Genomic DNA, 20,196 nt, shown 5'->3' with positions numbered 1-20,196 from the left:
TAAAATTGGGCGTATTGTACAGTAAACAGAACCTAGGTGGTATGAGTAGATTGAGTTAAATTTTATTTAATCCTTATCAAAAAAACTTGGGTGTTCGACAGAGTCTAATAAATACAGGCACAATATTGATTATATATATCTAGGGTAAAGCTGCGTCATAATTAATTGTTTATTTACAGGTATCTATGTAGTTTTAATGTCATAAAATAGGTATTCTGGCTTATCTGGTTTAATAAATTGTTTATAAAGAAATGACAATTTCTGAATATAATCTTAGTTATTAACCTGCTTAATGTTGTTAATGGACTTTTCTGGCTTGATGATACAGAAAGAACCATGATTTAATAACAGTACTTATAAGAAAGGGTGATCCCAAATGAATTACAAAAAACAGACTCTATTTTCCGTATTATTAATGCTAAACAGTTTTTCAATATTAGCCGTTGAAGGTGAAGTGAATGAGGATGTACAGACTGTAGAGATCACTCTAGAAAAAATAATGTCCGATCCTAAATGGATTAGTAATTCACCACAAAATGCTCACTGGCTGCCAGGGTCAAACTCCATAGTCTTTGAAAAAAATAAAGAACAAGGTGCTGTAAAAAGCACATTGAAAGATACATTTTTACTGAAATTAGATTCTAAAAAAATAGAAGAAGTGGCATTAGATGATTTTTACCAAGTAAAATTAGAAGATTTAGTTTATAGCCAAGATGGTAAACAAGCTGCGTATGTATATGAAGATGATATTTATTTAATAGATGCTATTCCAGAAACTAATTCAAGCGAGGCCGTCGAAGCTAGTTTAGAAACTCTTTCGGTTGAGATGTCTGCTACCGCTTCCAGTGAAACATCAGATGATGTTGAAGTTACTGATGTTATTCTAGATGAGCTTATTGATGCGGTTTCAGATGACAGCATTCAAATTATACAATTGACTAATACCTCAGCAAGAGAATCAGAACCTCAGTTTTTACATAATGACGTATTAATTTATTGGTCAGGTGACACTATTTTTGCAATAGATTTAACCACTAATTTAATATCAGAGCTTATTAAGTTAGAAATGGCTGATGCACCAAAAGCTCCAGAGCTTGCGGACGATATTATAGCGCAAGAGCAGCATGAACTAATTGATTATGTAGCGAATTCACATAACAAAAAATTAGAACGCTTTAATCAAAGTAAAGAAATAAAAGAAAATGATCCACGAGTGATAAATAGTTCAGTTTACTTTGGTGAAGGACAACGTTTAGTTAACGCAAAATTATCACCAAAAGGTGACAGGCTATTTGTTGTGACAAGGAAAGATGTTCCTTGGCGAGCAAAGGGCGATTTAATGCCTAATTATATTGGCAGTGATGGGCGTATACAATTTGATCAAGTAAGACCTCGTGTTGCTGATGCTAAGCCAAATCAACAAAATTATTGGTTGGTTGATGTTGCTAGCAAACAAGTTGATAAATTATCAATAAGTACTTTACCAGACTTTGATAAAGACGTACTTAAGTCAGTAAAAATTGAAAATTATCGCGAAAAAGGCGAAAAATATAAAAGTAAAAAACAACCAAGGACTATTAATTTAATTGTTGATTGGGGTTGGTCACAAGGTGCAATTCAATGGCATGACTCAGGCGAACAAGTTGCGGTTATGTTAGAAGCATGGGATAACAAAGATCGCTGGATTGCGACAGTAGATTTTAAAGATAAAAAGTTTGTCCCACAACATCAATTACATGACGATGCTTGGATTAACTATACCTTCAATGATTTTGGTTGGTTCCATGATTCTGAAACTTTGTACTTTTTGTCTGAACAAACTGGGTATTCTCATATCTACACTAAGTCAGTTGACTCTAGAAGTGTAAAGCAGATAACCGCTGGTAAATATGAATCTTCAGAAATAATGTTAACTAAAGATGACAGCTCATTTTACTTTAGAGCTAATGTAAGTCATCCAGGAAATTATCAAGTTTATCGTGTAGATAGTGATGGAAGTAAAGTTAAAAAACCTACTGCAATAACTAATTTAAAAGGTAACAACTCATTCAAAATGAGTCCAGATGAAAGCCAATTATTGGTTACTCACTCTAATTTGTTAACACCAGAAGAGTTATATCTAGTTAAAGCTGACGGCAGTGAAGATGCGATAAAATTAACTAATACAGTGTCTGAAGAATTTAATGCTATGCCTTGGACAAAACCTGAAGTTGTAGAGGTTGCGTCTTCTTATACTGACCAACCTATATACGCAAAAGTATATTATCCAGCTGATTATAAAGCGGGTGAAAAACGCAAAGCGGTGATCTTTAACCACGGTGCTGGTTATTTACAAAATAGTCACTTTGGTTGGTCTGGATACTTTAGAGAATTTATGTTCCATAGTATGTTGGCGCAGCAAGGTTATGTTGTAATGGATATGGACTACCGAGCATCAAAAGGTTATGGGCGTGATTGGCGTACGGCGATCTATCGTCAAATGGGTACGCCAGAAATTCAAGACTTAAAAGACGGAGTTAACTGGTTAGTTCAAAACGCGAATGTTGATAGAGGACGTATTGGCACTTATGGAGGCTCGTACGGTGGTTTTATGACATTTATGGCACTGTTTAATGAACCTGAATTGTTCCAAGCTGGAGCCGCATTAAGACCAGTGTCTGATTGGGCTCACTATAACGATGGTTATACTTCTAATATATTAAACCGACCAGAAGACGATATGATTGCTTATCGTAAAAGCTCACCTATTTATTTTGCAGAAGGGTTACAAAAGCCATTGTTGATAAATGCTCCAATGGTCGATAATAATGTGTTTTTTGTTGATACTGTCAGATTAGTACAACGTATGATTGAATTAGAGAAGCAAGATTTTGAAACGGCGATTTATCCAGTTGAAGCCCATGGCTTTAAACAACCATCAAGTTGGTTAGATGAATATCGTCGTATTTATAAACTGTTTGAAACTAATTTATAGTGAGCATTGGCACTATATATTCAAATCGTTAGTAAAAATGAAGAGGCCTGTTAATACAGGCCTTTTTTGATTGTTTAGTTCAATTTTTATTTATTATGTTTATTTAGGGGGAAGCCGCTATTTATTTGATTTGGCTCTATTAAAGTATAAGTAACCCAATCCCATCAAAATACCTGCAAGACAACCTATTAGATGCGCTTCCACAGCAACATCAGCTTGAATAAGCTCTTTGGTATATTGAGCAGGGCCTACAATTAATTCGTATAAAACTTTGGCGGCAATACCGATTAACAATAACCAACCCGTTTTTTTTTGTTTTTTGATGTCGATCATAGCGCCGTAAACAAGTAGTGTGTGTAAAATACCAGACAGTCCTGCGTAATTATTACCGTCACCAAATAATAAAATTCCTACACCGACTAAAACTAAACAAATTGTCACGGCTAAAATATAGTGCTTAGTATTATAATATTCACCATGCAATGCCCAAATTAATACAATTCCGCTGACATTTAACAGTACGTGATTAAAATTCGTGTGTAACATTTGTCCTGTCACTAATCGCCAAATTTCCCCATTTAGAATATCGTTTGGATTAAAGCCAAGCCATTGCATACTCACAGGTTTAGTGAACTCTAGTAAAAAAGTGAGAGCTATAAAACAAAGTGGCGCGATAAGGTATTGTTTTTGGGTTGGAAAACCTAACATTGTTATCCTTAGATGGTTGAAAAAATTTAACTGTGTTTTAATTTTTATCTTGTTAATATCTTTGCTAATCGATTAGCTAAGAGGTCAATTTATTGTGCGCGTATTTAGTCTTATTTTAATGTTATTTGCAACTCAAGTGTTCAGCAGTGAACCATCAAGAGCCACTCCAGAAGCTTTTACTGGTCTCAATTATACTAAAGCAAGTTATTCAGACAAGGCAATGGTGAGTGCTGCTAATCCACATGCAGTTAATGCTGGTGTTCAAATGTTAAAGCAAGGTGGTGGTGCTATTGATGCTGCTATTGCTGTACAACTAACATTGACGTTAGTTGAGCCACAATCATCTGGTATCGGTGGTGGTGCATTTCTAATGTGGTATGACAGCAAAACCAAACAAGTTAAAAGCTTTGATGGCCGTGAAACAGCTCCTGCCAATGCAACAGCAGAATTGTTTTTTGGTGAAGATGGTAAACCGGTAAGTTGGATAAATGCCGTTGTCGGTGGACGCTCAGTGGGAACGCCAGGTGTGTTAGACATGCTATGGAAACTTCATCAAGAGCAAGGGAGGTTGCCATGGAAAACATTATTTGAACCTGCAATTAAATTGGCTGATAACGGTTTTAAAGTAAGCCCTAGATTAGCAAAGTTAGTTGCTATGGTTTCAAACCCAGGGATGAAAAAGTTAAAAACAATAAATGAGTACTTTTTCCCAAATGGTCAGCCAGTTAAAGAAGGGCAGTTACTAGTAAATAAACCTTATGCTAATGTTCTTAAACGTATTGCAGCTAAAGGTATTGAAGAGTTTTACCAAGGTGAAACGGCAAAAAATATTGTTAGTGCTGTACAAACAGCCAAGATAGCGCCGGGAAAGTTATCATTAACGGATCTTAAAAATTACACGTCAAAAGAGCGCCCAGCGGTTTGTACTGGCTATAAAGCGACAACCGGCGATTATGAAATATGCAGTATGGGGCCACCTAGTTCTGGTGGGTTAACTATATTACAAATGTTAAAATTATTAGAACCGTTTGATCTTCCATCACATCCTATAGATAGCGCTGAAACTGTTCACCTTTATACTCAAGCTGCAAAATTAGCATTTTCAGATAGAAATATGTACTTGGCCGATAGCGATTTTATTTCTGTTCCAGTTGATGGCTTTTTAAATAAAGAATACTTGGCAAACAGACGTTTATTAATATCGACAGAAAAAGACTTAGGAAAAGCAAAAGCCGGTGTTATTGGTACTCAAGAGTTAGCCTCTAACAGCTCAATTGCTCAACCTAATACCAGCCATTTATCTATCGTTGATAACTTTGGCAATGCGTTATCTATGACTACAAGTATTGAAATGGCTTTTGGCTCAACGGTTATGGTTGATGGCTTCTTATTAAATAATCAATTAACCGACTTCTCACTTGACCCGATGAAAGATGGAAAGTTAGTCGCTAACCGAGTTGAAGGTGGTAAACGTCCTCGTAGCTCAATGTCTCCTGTTATCGTATTAAAAGATGGTGAAGTATATGCAGTTCTAGGCTCTCCTGGTGGCAGCCGAATCATCAACTATGTGGGATATGCACTCATTGGTTTGTTAGATTACGGTATGGATATGCAAGCGGCAGTTAATTTACCTAGAGTCTCTAATCGTAATGGGGCAACGTCGTTAGAAAAGAATACATCGTTAGATAAAATAAAAACGGATCTAGAAAAACTGGGGCATCAAGTAAATCTTATTCAAATGACGTCGGGCATTCATGGAGTATTAAAAACTGATAAAGGTTGGCAAGGAGCTGCAGACCCAAGACGAGAGGGTACTTCTATAGGCCTTTAGGAAATAGTAAAACATCTATTTAACTAGATAATTATGACAAACAATAAAAAACTCAGTTCAAATTGAACTGAGTTTTTATTGAAACCGCTCAAATGTACTAAATGGTATTAGTATTACCTTTTAGAGTAAGGGTCGTCATCAATACTATCAATTAACCAATTACCATTTATTTTACGAAAGTTCACTCTTCTAACGTCATTGACCATATTGTCATTTAACATACCAGTAAATAAAATATTTATAGATGATTCATCTATTTTTCCAGTTGTTACTTGATTTAACGATCGGTCGATTTTTAACTCAACACCAGGATCTAGTTGCAGGTTTAATACATAGCGAGCATAGCTACGAGCAGTGCCATAAGAGTTAATTATACGAGATAATTTTTCCGTAGTATGTTCCTGAGCTTTAACTATGTCCCTTTCATTATAAATCGCACCAAAAAAGTATAAGGCTCGATATTCTGGCGCATCTGGATTTGCAAATGCAGGTAAGTCGTCATTTGATTCACCACCACAGGCTGTGATCAAATTAAATGAAAATATAAGTACTACTAATTTAAAGAACTTCACTGTTCTATCCATTTTATTATCCAAGTTGACTTAATTGTAACTAAAAATACGTAATATATAAGGAATTATTTTATAAAAATAAAATAAAGGCTGAAAATCTTATGTTTAGGCACAAATAATTAGGGATATTAAGCATAAAAAAACGCCGCTGAATTAATATTCAACGGCGTTTTTATACTAATCTATAGTATTACAGTAATTACTGTACGTTTTCTTCGTCAGTGAACACACCAGCAAATAAAGCACTAGATAGATATCTTTCAGCTGAACTTGGTAAGATAACAACAATGTTCTTATCTGCATACTCAGGAGTTTCTGCTAAGCGTTTAGCAACAACAACAGCCGCACCAGAAGAGATACCCGCTAGGATGCCTTCTTCTTTCATTAAACGATGTGACATTGCAATCGCTTCTTCATTTGAAACTAACTCTGCACGGTCAACAACACTTAAGTCTAAGTTCCCAGGAATAAAGCCTGCACCAATCCCCTGTATTTTATGAGGACCTGGTGTTAAATCTTCGCCTTTTAATTTTTGGCTAATAACTGGAGAGTCAGTAGGCTCAACAGCGATTGACTCAATGTTTTTACCTTTCTCTTGTTTGATGTAACGACTAACACCAGTGATTGTGCCACCAGTACCAACACCAGCAATAAATACGTCGATGTTACCGTCCGTCGCTTCCCAAATTTCAGGACCTGTAGTCTCAAAATGGATTTGTGGGTTAGCTGGGTTTTCAAATTGCTGTAGTAATACATATCTTTCAGGGTCAGAAGCAACAATTTCTTGCGCTTTAGCTATAGCGCCACCCATGCCTTTAGGAGCTTCCGTTAATACTAAGTTAGCACCAAGAGCTTTTAACAATTGACGACGCTCTAAGCTCATACTTGATGGCATAGTTAGTGTTAATTTATAACCTTTAGATGCCGCAACAAATGCTAGAGCAATACCTGTATTACCAGATGTTGGTTCAATTAACTCTTTACCTTTAGTTAAACGACCTGATTTTTCAGCATCCCAGATCATGTTTGCGCCAATTCGGTCTTTTACGCTAAATGACGGGTTTCTCGATTCAATTTTTGCAAACACATTACCACCAGTAACGCGGTTTAATTTTACAAGAGGAGAGTTACCAATTGATAATGTGTTATCTGCTAATATTTTTGACATGTTATTTCCCACTGGAATTAATAATTGCTGCTAGTTAATACTAAGCGTGAACGTAACTGAAGTTCCATTTTTAACTATTATATTCAAATTGTTTATAACCTAATGATATTGAAATTGTAAAACCTTGTTTTTTTAGTTATAGGATGTAGGTATATTTTGTTATTAGTAATCTAAGGATACGGTGTTACAATCGGTTTCATTAAATTTAATAATCCGATAGTGACCTATTATGGCGAGACGATTACCTCCTTTAAATTCACTCAAAGCTTTTGAAGCTGCGGCTAGAAACTTAAGTTTCACTAAAGCAGCTGAAGAGCTTTTTGTAACTCAAGCTGCTATTAGTCATCAAATTAAGTTATTAGAAGAACATTTGAGCATGAAGTTGTTTATGCGCCGTAATCGTTCTTTGTTACTAACGGAAGAAGGACAAAGTTACTATTTAGATATTAAAGATATCTTTGTTCATTTATATGAAGCGACAGAGAGATTATTAACTCGTGGTGCTAAAGGTTCTATTAGTATTGCACTGACTCCAAGTTTTGCAATTCAGTGGCTAATACCGCGATTAAGTGAATTCTCTAGCTTACACCCAGATATAGATGTGAAAATCAAAGCCGTTGATCATGATGATAATTCACTTACCGACGATGTTGATGTCGCTATTTATTATGGTTTAGGTAAGTGGCAGGGCGTATTTACCGACAAATTATATACGGAATACCTTACTCCAGTTTGTTCTCCTTTATTACTTAGTGGTGAAAGGGCATTGTCTTCCCCAGCCGACTTAGTAAACCATACTTTATTACATGACACTTCCAGAAATAACTGGAAAGAATGGATTAAACTTGCCGGCGTAAAAGATATAAATGTAAACCAAGGCCCTATTTTTTCTCATTCTTCTATGGTGCTACAGGCTGCAATTCACGGACAAGGTGTTGCTTTAGGTAACAGTGTATTAGCCAAGCCTGAAATTGAATCTGGGCGTTTGGTAACACCATTTAACGAAGTCTTAGTTAGTAAAAATGCGTTCTATTTAGTTTGTCGAGAAGGCCAAGTAGACTCACCTAAAATTGTTGCCTTTAGAAACTGGTTATTAGATGCAGTTCGATTGGAACAAGAAGATGTCTGATCAAAACGCTATAGAAAACCCTAAGTCAGTTATCCAAAAGACAACTCAAGGGCTGGCCAGAACGGTTTACCAGAATAATAATTTACAAGATAAAGCGGTAGTTCTTATCGCTCATGGAGCTGGGGCTGGTAATCAAAATGAATTTATGGATTCGTTTTGTATTAAGTTAGCAGAGCAAAATATACAAGTGATTAGTTTTAATTTTTTGTATATGCAGAGCATATATGAAACGGGTAAACGCCGACCGCCAAATCCTAATAAGCAATTATTACAACAGTTTGAACAAGAGATCTTAGCGGTAGACTCAAATTTACCTTTGTTTATTGCTGGTAAAAGTATGGGAGGGCGTGTTGCTTCACAAATATGTGCCTCAACTGGATTAGGATCTAAGCTCAGCTTTACACCAAATATTGATGTAACCGCGAAACTACGTGGTTGTATTGCCCTAGGTTATCCATTTATGCCACCAGGGAAACCTGAAAAATTTACTGACAGAACTCAGCACTTTAAAGTTTTAACAGTCCCCTTGTTAATTAACCAAGGGGAGCGAGATACCTTTGGTAGTTTGTTGAGCCTCAGTAGTGATGAACATAAAAATGTATTGAATAGCAAAATGGTTGATTTGTTGTGGTTACCATCGGGAGATCATAGCTTTAAACCATTAAAGTCATCAGGCATTAGCTTGGACGATAATATTGATACCGCAGTGATGAATACGCTTGATTTTATTAATAAGCAAATCTAGTAGAGTTCTGAAATTATGAAGTTAAATTCAAAATTATTTAAATTATTTAAATTATTTAAATTATTTGCCGCTGCCAGTGGTTTTGTCACGGTTGTATTAGGAGCATTTGCTGCTCATAGTTTAAAAAATTCACTATCAAGCTATTCATTAGATATTTGGCAAACAGCCGTGTTTTACCAGTTTGTACATACCTTAGTGATATTACAGTTAAGCTATTTAAAACCATCTCATTTATTAATGCGCAGTCAAATATGGTTTTCTTCGGGCGTTATATTATTCTCAGGTTCGCTTTATCTATTAGCGGTAACTGGAATAACAAAATTAGGCATGCTTACGCCAATAGGTGGCGTGTGTTTATTAATTGGTTGGTTGTATTTGGTTATAAATATCATAAAAAACGATTAACTAAATTTATTTATAAGTAATTAATATTTAGCTTTTTATTTAAATAGTTTATGAAAGAGGCGTGTTAATAATTACCGACTGACCAATAGTTTCATACAGATAATCGAGAGTGCTTCTAATTCGTTTACTCTTTTGGATCATATTTTCAATAACTGGGTTTTCAGTGATTTGGTTTTCACCGTTAATTAGATGTTGAAAAAAATAAGTCGCCACTATTATTAATAAAATATTGTCATTTATTGGCTTGTCGTCTTGTTCGATACTTTTACCTCGTTCTAAAAAATAAAAATACTGCTCAATTATATCGGTATACACTTTTGGTAATAACCAACTTTTACTTAACAGTAGACTTATTTTTTTCCAATTATCTAAAGAAGCCAATCCAAACAGTTCAGGTAAACAAACCGTTTTATTACTATTGGGCTTCGCTAATCGCGCTGGGGAACTAGCACTATAAGATACTTTTGGAATGGTCATTAGCGCTATCATCAAAATGCGGGCGATAAGCTCATGGTATTTAGGTAAACCTATATGTGTACAATGATGAAGCTCAGATGAAATATGGCTGAACAGGTCAATTTTATAATTAACCACATCTGCGCCCATTTTTTTTACTTGGTATTGTTTTACTTTTATATTGTCGTTACACAAGGTTGGGAATAACTGCTCTTTGCCTAACATAGCCACCGCATGACTCAACTCAGTAACCACTTGATGCTGGCGGTTTTGATTTGTGGCGTAATCTAAAAGTAATTGTGATTGTTCAGGGTAATCCGCCAAAACTTTACATAATGTTTTGCTATTGTTACTTAAAAAACTTCTTGAGATATTACGCCAATCATTATCCGCACGATAACGATTAACACCGTTAATAGTGGTTAGTTTTCTGGTTTCGACTTTATTGTCTTCATCTAATTTGAGACTAGCGAACAATTTAATAAGTACGGCTTGATCAATAACTTGCTGAGGCAATACAACTCTAACAAATTCGGCTTCTACTTCTTCATATTCAGTTGGCTCGGTAATTGAATTTTGCTCAAATTCAACTATTCCAAACTGTAAGGTTAACGGGTTTTGTTGGACTAATAATGCTAAGTTTCTATTTCTTAATCTAACCAAAGCACCGTTAAAATCCGACAACGAATTACACAATTTACTAAACTCATCTTTATATGGTTCTAGTTTTTGTTGTTTTATATGCAAAGGGCTATGAGCGGCTAATGATCGATTTAACGCAGTACCAAAGGTGAGTTTGTCGCTAAAACCAGCAAATGCGCTTAGGGTACAGTTTAAAGACGTTACAACTAAGGATTGCATATAAATATTAGCGTTGGAGTAGGTATTAGCGCCTGCTATTTGGCTTAGTAGTTTTAACGTTATGTTATCGGTTATTTTGAGTTTTTTCGCCAGTGCAAAACTGTTGGTCAAACAACTATTTAATGCTCTTTTAAAGTATGGGAATTGTTTACTATCTTTTTTTGCTGCAATTAACTTAGGCAAAATTAGGTATGACAATAATAAACTGGCTTTAATTAATGAATGTATTTGGTCAGGATCAAGTTTTGATTTTATACAAAGTAAATGGCTAAAACAGGCTTGTTTTAAAATAAACGATGCAACAAAGTGCATATTTTTATTGGTGGTATTTAAAATAACACTAATAAGGCTTGGATTAGCATCCAATAAAACATCTATTTGATTTAATAATAAGTCGATACTTGTTTCTAAATCATTTTCCGCACGAGTAACAAATACCTTATGACAGTTAGATGCCAATAAACAAAGTTGATTGTAAGATGTTAATAAATCAGTTTGCAAAATTAGATGTTATTAAATTGTTGATAGGCATTGTCGCCCCAAGCAATTAAATATCCATTTTTGAATAACATAGGCGTACATTCATCTTTGGTTGTAATGCCGTCTGACTGTAAGTGTTGAGTGCGGTAAAACATAACTTGAAAGTTAGTGTCACCTTTGCGTTTTGCCTCTGTTAGATCTGGTGAGCCTAATGTTTGGATCACGTTAGAGTGTTCAATGTTTTGATCAATGGTAAGGGCACTAATATATCGTTTGTTGAATGCTTGTCTGTCCTCCCAACCCATTTGGTCTGTATCTTCTTCATAAAACGTTAATACTAGGGCTGCAAAAACTGCATATAATCCAAATCCAATAACAACAAATTTAACGACCTTTTTATCCATTTTGAACTCTCTAATACTAAAATTTTATACAAGTTTTTATTATAACGTGATTACTTCGTTATCTGCCAAAATAACTTTTTAATTAGGCGCTCAGTGATTAATTTTATAACAAGGCTCATATTTACTGCCGGGCATTTTCATTCGTCCTTGTTCAACAAATGCCATTAACAACTTATCCATCTTTTTCATTAAAGAAGTATCACCGGTAAGAATAAATGGGCCTTTTTGTTTTACAGCCAATACACCTTGCTCTTTAATATTTCCGGCAACAATACCTGAAAATGCTTTTCTTAAATTGGCAGCTAATAAAGTCTTTGGTTGATCTAGACTTAAATCTAATTTTGCCATGTTGTCATGATCTGGTTCAAAGCTGCGCTGAAAGTCAGTATCAATTGATAATGTCCAATTATATTGATAAGCATCACCAACTAAACGTCTAAAATCACGTACTTCAATCATTTTTTCTTTTACAAATTGGGCAACTAATACCGGATCGTTAGGCATTATATTCAATAAACTTCGTGCTTCTTTACCTAGTGTTGATTCAACAAATTCTGCAATTTCTTCAAAATAAGCAATCGATTCTTCAGGCCCAGTGAGTACAATAGGTAATACTTGAGATTTATTTTTCGGGTTTAACATAATACCTAAAAGATACAGTAATTCTTCTGCGGTACCAGCGCCACCGGGAAAGATAATAATGGCATGAGCGACTCTCACAAAGGCCTCTAAACGCTTTTCAATATCAGGCAAAATAACCAATTCATTTACAATTGGGTTTGGCGCTTCAGCGGCAATAATACTAGGCTCTGTCAGTCCTAAATAACGACCATTTTTAATACGTTGTTTGGCATGACCAAGTGCTGCGCCTTTCATTGGACCTTTCATGGCACCAGGACCGCAACCTGTACAGATATTTAAACCACGCAAACCTAGTTGATAACCAATTTCTTTGGTATATCTATATTCATTTTCTTTTATTGAATGACCACCCCAGCATACAACTAAGTTTGGTAAGTCAGTCGGTAAGATAACATTGGCGTGACGCAAAATATCAAATATGGCGTTGGTTACTTCTACACCATCAGTAAAGTCTGTGGTTTCGTACTTTGATGAATTAAATAAGATGTCACGGATAACCGACTGCAAATGCTCTTGAGTACCTGTGATTATTTTACCGTCGACAAATGCTGCTTCAGGTGGGTTAATTAATTCTATTTTTAGACCACGTTCACGGCTTAATAAATTGATGTCAAAATCATCAAATCCATTATATAAATCGTCACTTTCATGACCAACATTTAATACGGCTAAGGCACAACTTCGAAAAAGAGTATATAAAGGGCTGTTTGATGATTTTTGTAGTTTGGCCACTTCATTTTGAGACAGTAAATTCATTCCATCAAGCGGGTTAAGTAGTATTTTCATTCAAACTCCAGTTTTAACATATAAAGGTAGTATTACTTTATTTGACATTAAGGTAGTAAATTTGCGGAGACTTTTTTATCTATAACAAGTCTTATTTCGGCCTGTTTGTTTTGCTTCATAGAGTGCTTTATCAGCTCGTTCAAACAGCGTATGGGTATTGTCTGTGTCGTTTAACATGGAAACACCAATAGAAATAGTGATGTTAAGTCTGTCACTTTTTATTGCAAAAGGGATAGCTTCTATCGCTTTTCTCACTTTCTCTAGTGGTGATTTAGTACTTTTTAAATCTGTGTCCATTAAAATACAGGTGAACTCTTCACCGCCATAACGGGCAACATAGTCAGAAACCCTAAAATATTTCCTAAGGGTTTTGGCAACAATTTGTAAGGTTTTATCTCCTACGCTATGACCATATTTGTCATTGATCTTTTTAAAATGATCTATATCTATAATCGCCAGGCATAGAGGTTTAGGATGGCGAACCCAACGGTGGAATTCTTCGTCAAAGCGTTTGTCGTACGCTCCTCTATTTGGCAAACCAGTTAGAGCATCAGTTTCACTACGTGATTTTTCTTCTAACCATTTAGTTCGATAAAATGAGGTTCTTTGTTCCATAGTGGAAAGCTTAGATTCCATTTTGGTTAAGGTTGAATTTAACTCGTTGGTTCTTTGCTTTTCTATATTTTCTTTTTGGCTAATAGAGTCTGTAATTGAATTTAACTTACTATTAATAAGTACTTTTAACTGTTCAACATTGTTAGCTTTGCCAGATTTGTTTGATAAGTCATTAATCTGCTTTTCAATTTGTACGTTGAGTTTACCTAGCTCTAAATCATAATGCTTTGAGTTAGCTAATGATTCGACTAAAACATGTTGAACTTCTTCAAGAGCAGAATTTATACTTAACACTAAAGTTTGTGTTTGTTTAAATTCTTCACCAAATTGTTCAATCACATCGGAAAACGTTTTAATGCAAAGATCTAATCTTTCTTTTTCTGTTGACGTGTTTTTAATCTGAATTAACTTTTTATCTAAAGATGGGACTAATACTTCGCTGTTGGCTAAATTTTCTAAATTTTTAATCAACAAATCAGTAATATCATAAACACCATTCTCACGTTTACTGTCTGTCTTATTTTCGCTTGCCGTATTATTGTTTTTTAGTGCACTGTAGATATCCAGCAACTGTATGATCTGTGGTTGTAACTCGGTGAAGATATTAGCCGTACCAGATTTTAATTTATTAACCACCATCCTAAGTTGACGTCTTAATGTATCCGGTAGGCCTGAGCTGTTCTGTAAAGATTCTCCAGCCTCTATTAAGGCGTCTTTTAGAGCGATTTGAGAAGCTTTATTGGTTTGTTCTAACGTATTGACTTTAAGACTTGCCGATTCAATAGCGTTAAGTACAGATTTAAAGTCACTGTCTTTTGTTACTAGCTTTCTTAACTTAGTTAATTGGCTGTCTAATTCTGGATGACTGCCTTTGGTGACATTACTTAATTTGTCTACTAAGCCAAACGATGCTTTATAAGCAGCAGCTTTCAATGCCTGTTCAAGTTTTTTTTCGTCAACGTTATCGTTCAATTTTATTTCCGAATCTAAAGATTTAAAAAGATAATAGTTTGATTAATTAATACCTCTAATAGCCTAACTATAAAGGTATAACAAAAAAAAGCCATCTTAATAGATGGCTTTTTAGCGATAAAAGGTAGGCGCGTTAATTATTTAATAAATAATAAGGCAACCAGCTGTTTTCTTCATACTGTTCAACAATCATAATAGGCCTGTTCTGTTATTAATATAAACAAGGTTGGGACTTGTTAGAGAGATTGTACTCGAATAAAAATAATTATGTAACTTATTTTGTAATGTTACAATTGTGGTTACAGTTTTATTGGTTTTTTGATTTATAAAAAAGCCTAATCAGATGGTTTTTTATATAATTACACGAATTCAATCGATAAAATGACGTTTTATAACAGATTTTTATATGCTGAGTGATATTGATGTATTTTGAATGGACGTTTTTTTGTGGTGGTGGTGTAATATTTCTTTTGACTTTCAGTTAATCGGTGCCAAATAGGTTTTGGTACACCCTTGTAGCGTGTTGATCAGACATACTAGCTAAATGATCAGATAGAATTCGGTCTGAGTTTTGATTTTTATCCTCCGCATTTATCCAATCTTGTTTAATGCTATTAGGCAGTAATCTTGTGGGATCACTTTTAAAGGCATCAAACATAGACATCAACATACGTTGCCCTTTAAATTCTAATTGCTGAATTTGAGTTGCCATGATCACATTATTAAATACAAAATTCTTTAATACGCTAAGCAATGCTAGGGCAGAGTCAACTAATGTTGCGTTGTATTTTAGTAAAGGCTCTTCAAAGGCGTCATTGGTTTTTATCAGGATAATATTGGTTATTAAGTGATTAACCAAAGCGCCAATCGCATTTTTGCGTAAATGATGTTCATTACTGAATAACATCTCGGTTAAGTTTTCGCTGTATTTTTTAGACCAAGGGTTATCAATCTTTAATAAAACAGGCAAGGCTTGCTCTAACCACATGGCTTTAGTGACATTATTTAATACGATGGCATCTTCTAAGTCATGTACGCCATAAGCAATATCATCAGCGAGTTCCATAATAGAAGCATCAAACGACTTATATTGTGTGTGATTACCATTAACCGTTAAAAATAATGCGGAGTCTTGCTTAGTTAAGTTTTTGATAACCCATTCAAAGGCTTCTTTATCTTCGTTGAATACGCCTTTGGTTGGCTTCCAATCAGCCGCTTTAATTAAGTACATGCCATTTTCTACAACATTAGAAGGTGTTGGTTCAGTAAGTAAGCGTGGATATTTGATTAAACCTAATAGAGTTCTACGGGTTAAGTCCATACCAAATGATTTGGTATAAGGTTCTAATTCAGTAACAATTCTAAAGGTTTGGCCGTTTGCTTCAAAGCCTCCAGAATCCCGCATCATATAATGCAGAGCAACTTCACCACCATGACCAAAAGCGGGATGACCCAAGTCGTGGGCTAATCCTAAAGACTCAATTAATGCATCGCTTGGCAGTAGGGCATTTAATGTTTCATTGGCTAATACTTGTTTGCTTTGTCTTAACTGAGCCGTTAATCCAGTGCCAATTTGGGCAACTTCTAACGAATGAGTTAAACGGGTGCGATAAAAGTCATTTTTACCAACACTTAAAATTTGAGTTTTGGATTGTAAGCGACGAAAGGCGGCAGAATGTAAAATCCTGCCTTTATCTCTTTGGTAAGCATCCCTATGATCGTTAGGTCTTAGGTTATTTTCACCGGAAAGTCGCTCGTGCCAAATGCTCATAAGTCTGCAGAGATCTCATCTAAACTTAAACTGAAACTAGGAACAAATACGTCCATAAAATAATTAACTTCTGGAGTGCGATATTTCTCTAGTGTTTTTTCAATATTGTTTTTAGCTTTTTCAAATTCATGATTACCCGCAGAAATTTCTTCAAGGGCTTTTAAGTAACCACAAATAACATCGGCCGACTTAACTAAAAATGCGATGTCTTTATCAATTTTTTCATGTTGAATTAACGGAATAAAATCTTCCTGAAATTCTTCAGGTAACATATTTACTAAGCTTTTTTCCGCAATAGATTCTATTTTTTTGTATTCTTTGGCTATGTCTTCATTAAAGTATTTAATTGGACTTGGTAAATCACCTGTTAATACTTCAGAGCTGTCGTGGTAAAGCGCGACCAATGCCGCTCGTTCAGGGACGATATTGCCGTTAAATTTTTTGTTTTTTATTAGCGCTAATATATGGCTAACTATGGCGACCTGATAACTATGTTCTTGAACATTTTCTTCTGTTACGGTTCGCATTAAAGGCCAACGATGAATTAATTTAAGTCGTGCTAAGTTGGCAAAAAAATGACTAGTCTTCATTTATAAAATACAGCCTTAGGTTATTAGTGGGTTCTTTTTAAGAGCTACTCTATTGTTTATGAGTTACTGCGTATAGTGTTTAAAAAAGTCAGCTAGGTCGGCAAGTGCGGGTTTTAATTCTTCTAAATGTGGTAAAAATACCAATCTAAAATGATCTGGTTTATCCCAGTTAAAGCCACGACCGTGAACTAACAAGATGTGTTTTTGTTTTAACAAGTCCAACACCATTAATTCGTCGTCTTTAATGTTAAATTTTTCCAAGTCAATTTTAGGAAATAAATACATAGCGCCTTGTGGGCGAGTGCAGCTTATACCGTCAATGTCATTAAGTGCTTTATAGGCAAATTCCATTTGTTTGTATAAGCGACCGTCTTTTTCTACTAGGTCATTAATGCTTTGGTAACCACCTAAAGCTTGCTGAATGGCATACTGGCAAGGGACATTAGGACAAAGTCTCATAGATGCCAACATGTTTAATCCTTCAATGTAGTCAGTTACATGAGTTCTATTGCCAGATAACACCATCCAGCCAATTCTAAAACCAGCTGCTCGGTAATTTTTCGATAAACCACTAAAAGTAACGACAAACAAATCAGGTCTTAACACCGCTATGCTGTGGTGAATGGTATTGTCGTATAAAACTTTGTCATAAATTTCATCACTGAAAATGATCAAACCATGCTTTTCAGCTAAATCGGCAATTTCCAACAAGCATTGCTTGCTGTATACCGCACCCGTTGGATTATTGGGGTTAATTAACACAATGGCTTTCGTATTCTTGGTGATCTTAGATTTTATATCTTCAATTGATGGTGCCCAGTTTTGCTCTTCATCACATAAATAATGAACGGCTTTACCACCACTTAAATTTACAGTCGCTGTCCACAGTGGATAATCAGGGGATGGGATCAATACTTCATCACCATTATCCAATAAAGCCTGCATAGACATAGCAATTAATTCACTAACGCCATTACCTATATAAATGTCTTCAACCTGAACGTCTTTAAGATTTTTCTGCTGATAATATTGCATGATAGCAACACGAGCAGAATATAAACCTTGCGAGTCACTGTAACCTTGTGCTTTAGGTAGCTGTTTAATAACATCTTTTAACATGTCATTTGGGGCTTCAAAACCAAAAGTGGCTGGGTTACCAACGTTTAAGTTTAAAATTTTATGACCGGCAGCTTCCAACTGTTTTGCGTAGTCCAGAACAGGGCCTCGAATATCGTAACAAACGTTATTTAATTTTGAAGACTTCTTAATAGGTTTCATTTACTTACCAGCTACTTATAAATTGCTTATTATTGTTAATTACACTGAGTATCACACACATATTTACAGACAAAGACTAATTTATGTCAAATAATAATTTTGTCTAAGGAATTCTACCCAAGTGTATATGGCATTACGTTTAATAGAAACATCCTATGGAATTTATTCAGGCTAGGGGAGTTGATATCGCGCATTTTTTGATAAAATAAAATGATAAAAACAAAATATATTAGGATAAATTTAAGGTTTAATAATTAAAATGATACCATCACGCCTCAATTTTCAGAGGTATATAATGTTTGTCAAATTAGTTAGTAAAATTTTATTCATCGCCATTGTTGTATTAGCTGCGATGTATCCAGTATTAAACCCACCTAAGTCTTCCAATAAAGAAACGCATTCGGTTGTGAAAAATACAGCTTTACCGGATTTCACCACTTATACCGATGTGAAACAAAAGAAAGTTGCATTTTTCACCTATTTAACGCCTTACGTTGAACAAATAAACGCAGAGATTGCTGTAAAACGTGATTTTATAAAAGGTATAAATAAGTTACCTGAGAACAGCAATGAACTTAAAAAGCTAATGAAAATAGCTGATAGCTATGATGTCGATACAGGCATTGAATTTACAGAGTTAAAACGTCGTTTATTATTAAAAGTTGATGGTCTACCTCTAGTATTAGTATTAATGCAGGCTGCCAATGAAAGTGCGTGGGGAACATCACGTTTTGCCCTTGAAGCAAATAACTTATTTGGTCAGTGGTGTTTTAAAAAGGGCTGCGGTTTAATCCCAAGCGGACGTCCTGCAGGTAAAACCTATGAAGTCAGAAAGTTTAAATATCCAATTAGCTCGATTCGCAGTTATTTTCATAACTTAAATACAGGTAATGCGTATAAAAAATTACGTACTTTACGTGCTCAATTACGCAAAGATAATAAAGAGTTAGATGCAACGATAATTGCTGATGGTTTAATATCGTATTCAACTCGCAGAGAAGAATATATTGCTGAGTTAAAACATATGATCAGAATTAATAAAAAATACATTATAAATCAACCAACTGTTAAATAGAGTGTTACAACGAGTACTAAATAGAGAGTTAAATAAATGCAAACTATAAAAAACCGAGTACTAATTGGGAGCTTGGTGTTACTGGCCAGCAGTTTTTTACCAATGGCTGTACATGCAGTATCGGAAGAAAATCAGTTGGTCCTGAATTACGATGGTTTTTTTGACCGACTAGAAGATCTTAATGAGTCACAGTACCAAGATATAAAACTGGCTTTTTATTTTATGAATAAACAGGGGAATGCTTGCCCTGTAAAGTCAGTTAGATTGCAAACTAAATTAGATGAAATGGAAGTGTATTCTCTACCAAGTGGTGAAATATTATTACCTTTTGATCATCAGCTTGATGCGGATAAAGCCGCCATTGTTATTGAAAAAGCAGACAACCAAATTTGCGGATTAAATATGCGCTTAGAAAGCGTGATCTTGTTAGATAAGGACGTTGATGTTGCTAAAGCTAAGTCATTGATAAGTACATTTGATTTAGCGTTAAATGACTTAGCTGGAATGATGTCATTTACCTTGCCTGATGTCGTAGGTATTAGCTTTAAAGCTGCGCCTAATGAAACGTTAACAATAATTGATATGGTAGCGGGTGAGTGTAAATTAAATAGCTGTACCTTGAGATCACAAGACTTAGAGTTATATAAAGACAAGGTTAGCTTTTCTCATTCCATTGTTAAAGCTTTACCATACATAGAGTAGTTTCTTTTATTTATAGGGGCTGCTTAATTTTT

The 20,196-nt window shown here is 35.0% G+C and carries 17 protein-coding genes; 7 read left to right on the top strand and 10 right to left on the bottom strand.

Going from position 1 to position 20,196, the window contains the following annotated elements; all coding sequences use genetic code 11:
- Window positions 1-376 precede the first annotated feature (376 nt).
- A complete protein-coding gene (locus Q0940_RS00465) occupies window positions 377-2,974 on the top strand; it encodes a prolyl oligopeptidase family serine peptidase (RefSeq protein WP_299262640.1) in 2,598 nt (865 codons plus the stop codon).
- A gap of 117 nt (window positions 2,975-3,091) precedes the next feature.
- Here the strand turns inward: Q0940_RS00465 and rrtA are convergent, their stop codons facing one another.
- The gene (gene rrtA / locus Q0940_RS00460) at window positions 3,092-3,682 is read right to left on the bottom strand and encodes a rhombosortase (RefSeq protein ID WP_299262637.1); all 591 of its coding nucleotides are present in this window, start codon (window positions 3,680-3,682) and stop codon (window positions 3,092-3,094) included.
- A gap of 94 nt (window positions 3,683-3,776) precedes the next feature.
- Between rrtA and ggt the strand changes: the two genes are divergently transcribed.
- Window positions 3,777-5,513 (top strand): gamma-glutamyltransferase, encoded by a 1,737-nt coding sequence (ggt, locus tag Q0940_RS00455; RefSeq protein WP_299262634.1) that lies wholly within the window; start codon window positions 3,777-3,779, stop codon window positions 5,511-5,513.
- Between the two features lie 113 nt (window positions 5,514-5,626).
- Here the strand turns inward: ggt and Q0940_RS00450 are convergent, their stop codons facing one another.
- Together Q0940_RS00450 and cysK are read right to left on the bottom strand one after the other, a co-directional pair.
- Window positions 5,627-6,097, bottom strand: a complete 471-nt coding sequence (locus tag Q0940_RS00450; protein WP_299262632.1) for a hypothetical protein — start codon at window positions 6,095-6,097, stop codon at window positions 5,627-5,629.
- A gap of 187 nt (window positions 6,098-6,284) precedes the next feature.
- Window positions 6,285-7,253 (bottom strand): cysteine synthase A, encoded by a 969-nt coding sequence (gene cysK, locus Q0940_RS00445; protein ID WP_299262630.1) that lies wholly within the window; start codon window positions 7,251-7,253, stop codon window positions 6,285-6,287.
- Window positions 7,254-7,482: 229 nt separating this feature from the next.
- Here cysK and Q0940_RS00440 point away from each other — a divergent pair, with 229 nt between their 5' ends.
- From Q0940_RS00440 to Q0940_RS00430, 3 genes are read left to right on the top strand one after another with little or no spacing between them, the layout of a single operon-like run.
- The gene (locus Q0940_RS00440; RefSeq protein WP_299262628.1) at window positions 7,483-8,382 is read left to right on the top strand and encodes a transcriptional regulator GcvA; all 900 of its coding nucleotides are present in this window, start codon (window positions 7,483-7,485) and stop codon (window positions 8,380-8,382) included.
- The gene (locus Q0940_RS00435) at window positions 8,375-9,127 is read left to right on the top strand and encodes an alpha/beta family hydrolase (protein ID WP_299262625.1); all 753 of its coding nucleotides are present in this window, start codon (window positions 8,375-8,377) and stop codon (window positions 9,125-9,127) included. The genes Q0940_RS00440 and Q0940_RS00435 overlap by 8 nt, the downstream gene beginning before the upstream one ends.
- A gap of 15 nt (window positions 9,128-9,142) precedes the next feature.
- On the top strand, window positions 9,143-9,532 hold the full coding sequence (locus tag Q0940_RS00430) for a DUF423 domain-containing protein (RefSeq protein ID WP_299262622.1): 390 nt from the start codon (window positions 9,143-9,145) through the stop codon (window positions 9,530-9,532).
- Window positions 9,533-9,580: 48 nt separating this feature from the next.
- Here the strand turns inward: Q0940_RS00430 and Q0940_RS00425 are convergent, their stop codons facing one another.
- The 7 genes from Q0940_RS00425 to Q0940_RS00395 form a co-directional block, all read right to left on the bottom strand.
- Window positions 9,581-11,350 carry a hypothetical protein gene (locus tag Q0940_RS00425; protein WP_299262620.1) on the bottom strand — a complete coding sequence of 590 codons (1,770 nt, stop codon included), beginning with the start codon at window positions 11,348-11,350 and terminating at the stop codon, window positions 9,581-9,583.
- A gap of 2 nt (window positions 11,351-11,352) precedes the next feature.
- On the bottom strand, window positions 11,353-11,733 hold the full coding sequence (locus Q0940_RS00420; protein WP_299262618.1) for a DUF3192 domain-containing protein: 381 nt from the start codon (window positions 11,731-11,733) through the stop codon (window positions 11,353-11,355).
- A 90-nt stretch (window positions 11,734-11,823) separates the two neighbouring features.
- Entirely contained in the window at window positions 11,824-13,161 is a 1,338-nt protein-coding gene (ppnN, locus tag Q0940_RS00415) for a nucleotide 5'-monophosphate nucleosidase PpnN (protein ID WP_299262615.1), read from the bottom strand.
- Between the two features lie 75 nt (window positions 13,162-13,236).
- On the bottom strand, window positions 13,237-14,748 hold the full coding sequence (locus tag Q0940_RS00410; protein ID WP_299262612.1) for a GGDEF domain-containing protein: 1,512 nt from the start codon (window positions 14,746-14,748) through the stop codon (window positions 13,237-13,239).
- A gap of 481 nt (window positions 14,749-15,229) precedes the next feature.
- Window positions 15,230-16,519 carry an anti-phage deoxyguanosine triphosphatase gene (locus tag Q0940_RS00405; RefSeq protein ID WP_299262609.1) on the bottom strand — a complete coding sequence of 430 codons (1,290 nt, stop codon included), beginning with the start codon at window positions 16,517-16,519 and terminating at the stop codon, window positions 15,230-15,232.
- Window positions 16,516-17,109 (bottom strand): 5'-deoxynucleotidase, encoded by a 594-nt coding sequence (yfbR, locus tag Q0940_RS00400; protein ID WP_299262607.1) that lies wholly within the window; start codon window positions 17,107-17,109, stop codon window positions 16,516-16,518. Before yfbR ends, Q0940_RS00405 begins: the two co-directional genes overlap by 4 nt.
- Before the next feature lie 63 nt (window positions 17,110-17,172).
- Complete coding sequence (locus tag Q0940_RS00395; RefSeq protein ID WP_299262604.1) at window positions 17,173-18,387, bottom strand: pyridoxal phosphate-dependent aminotransferase; 1,215 nt, start codon at window positions 18,385-18,387, stop codon at window positions 17,173-17,175.
- A 295-nt stretch (window positions 18,388-18,682) separates the two neighbouring features.
- On the opposite strand from Q0940_RS00395, the gene Q0940_RS00390 reads away from it, so the two are divergent.
- Together Q0940_RS00390 and Q0940_RS00385 are read left to right on the top strand one after the other, a co-directional pair.
- Complete coding sequence (locus Q0940_RS00390) at window positions 18,683-19,462, top strand: glucosaminidase domain-containing protein (RefSeq protein ID WP_299262601.1); 780 nt, start codon at window positions 18,683-18,685, stop codon at window positions 19,460-19,462.
- A 36-nt stretch (window positions 19,463-19,498) separates the two neighbouring features.
- Complete coding sequence (locus Q0940_RS00385) at window positions 19,499-20,164, top strand: DUF2987 domain-containing protein (protein ID WP_299262599.1); 666 nt, start codon at window positions 19,499-19,501, stop codon at window positions 20,162-20,164.
- The last annotated feature ends 32 nt before the right edge of the window (window positions 20,165-20,196 follow it).

Source organism: uncultured Psychrosphaera sp. (assembly GCF_947500655.1).
In the GTDB taxonomy this organism is placed as follows: domain Bacteria; phylum Pseudomonadota; class Gammaproteobacteria; order Enterobacterales; family Alteromonadaceae; genus Psychrosphaera.
This window is presented reverse-complemented; position numbering and strand designations above follow the sequence as displayed.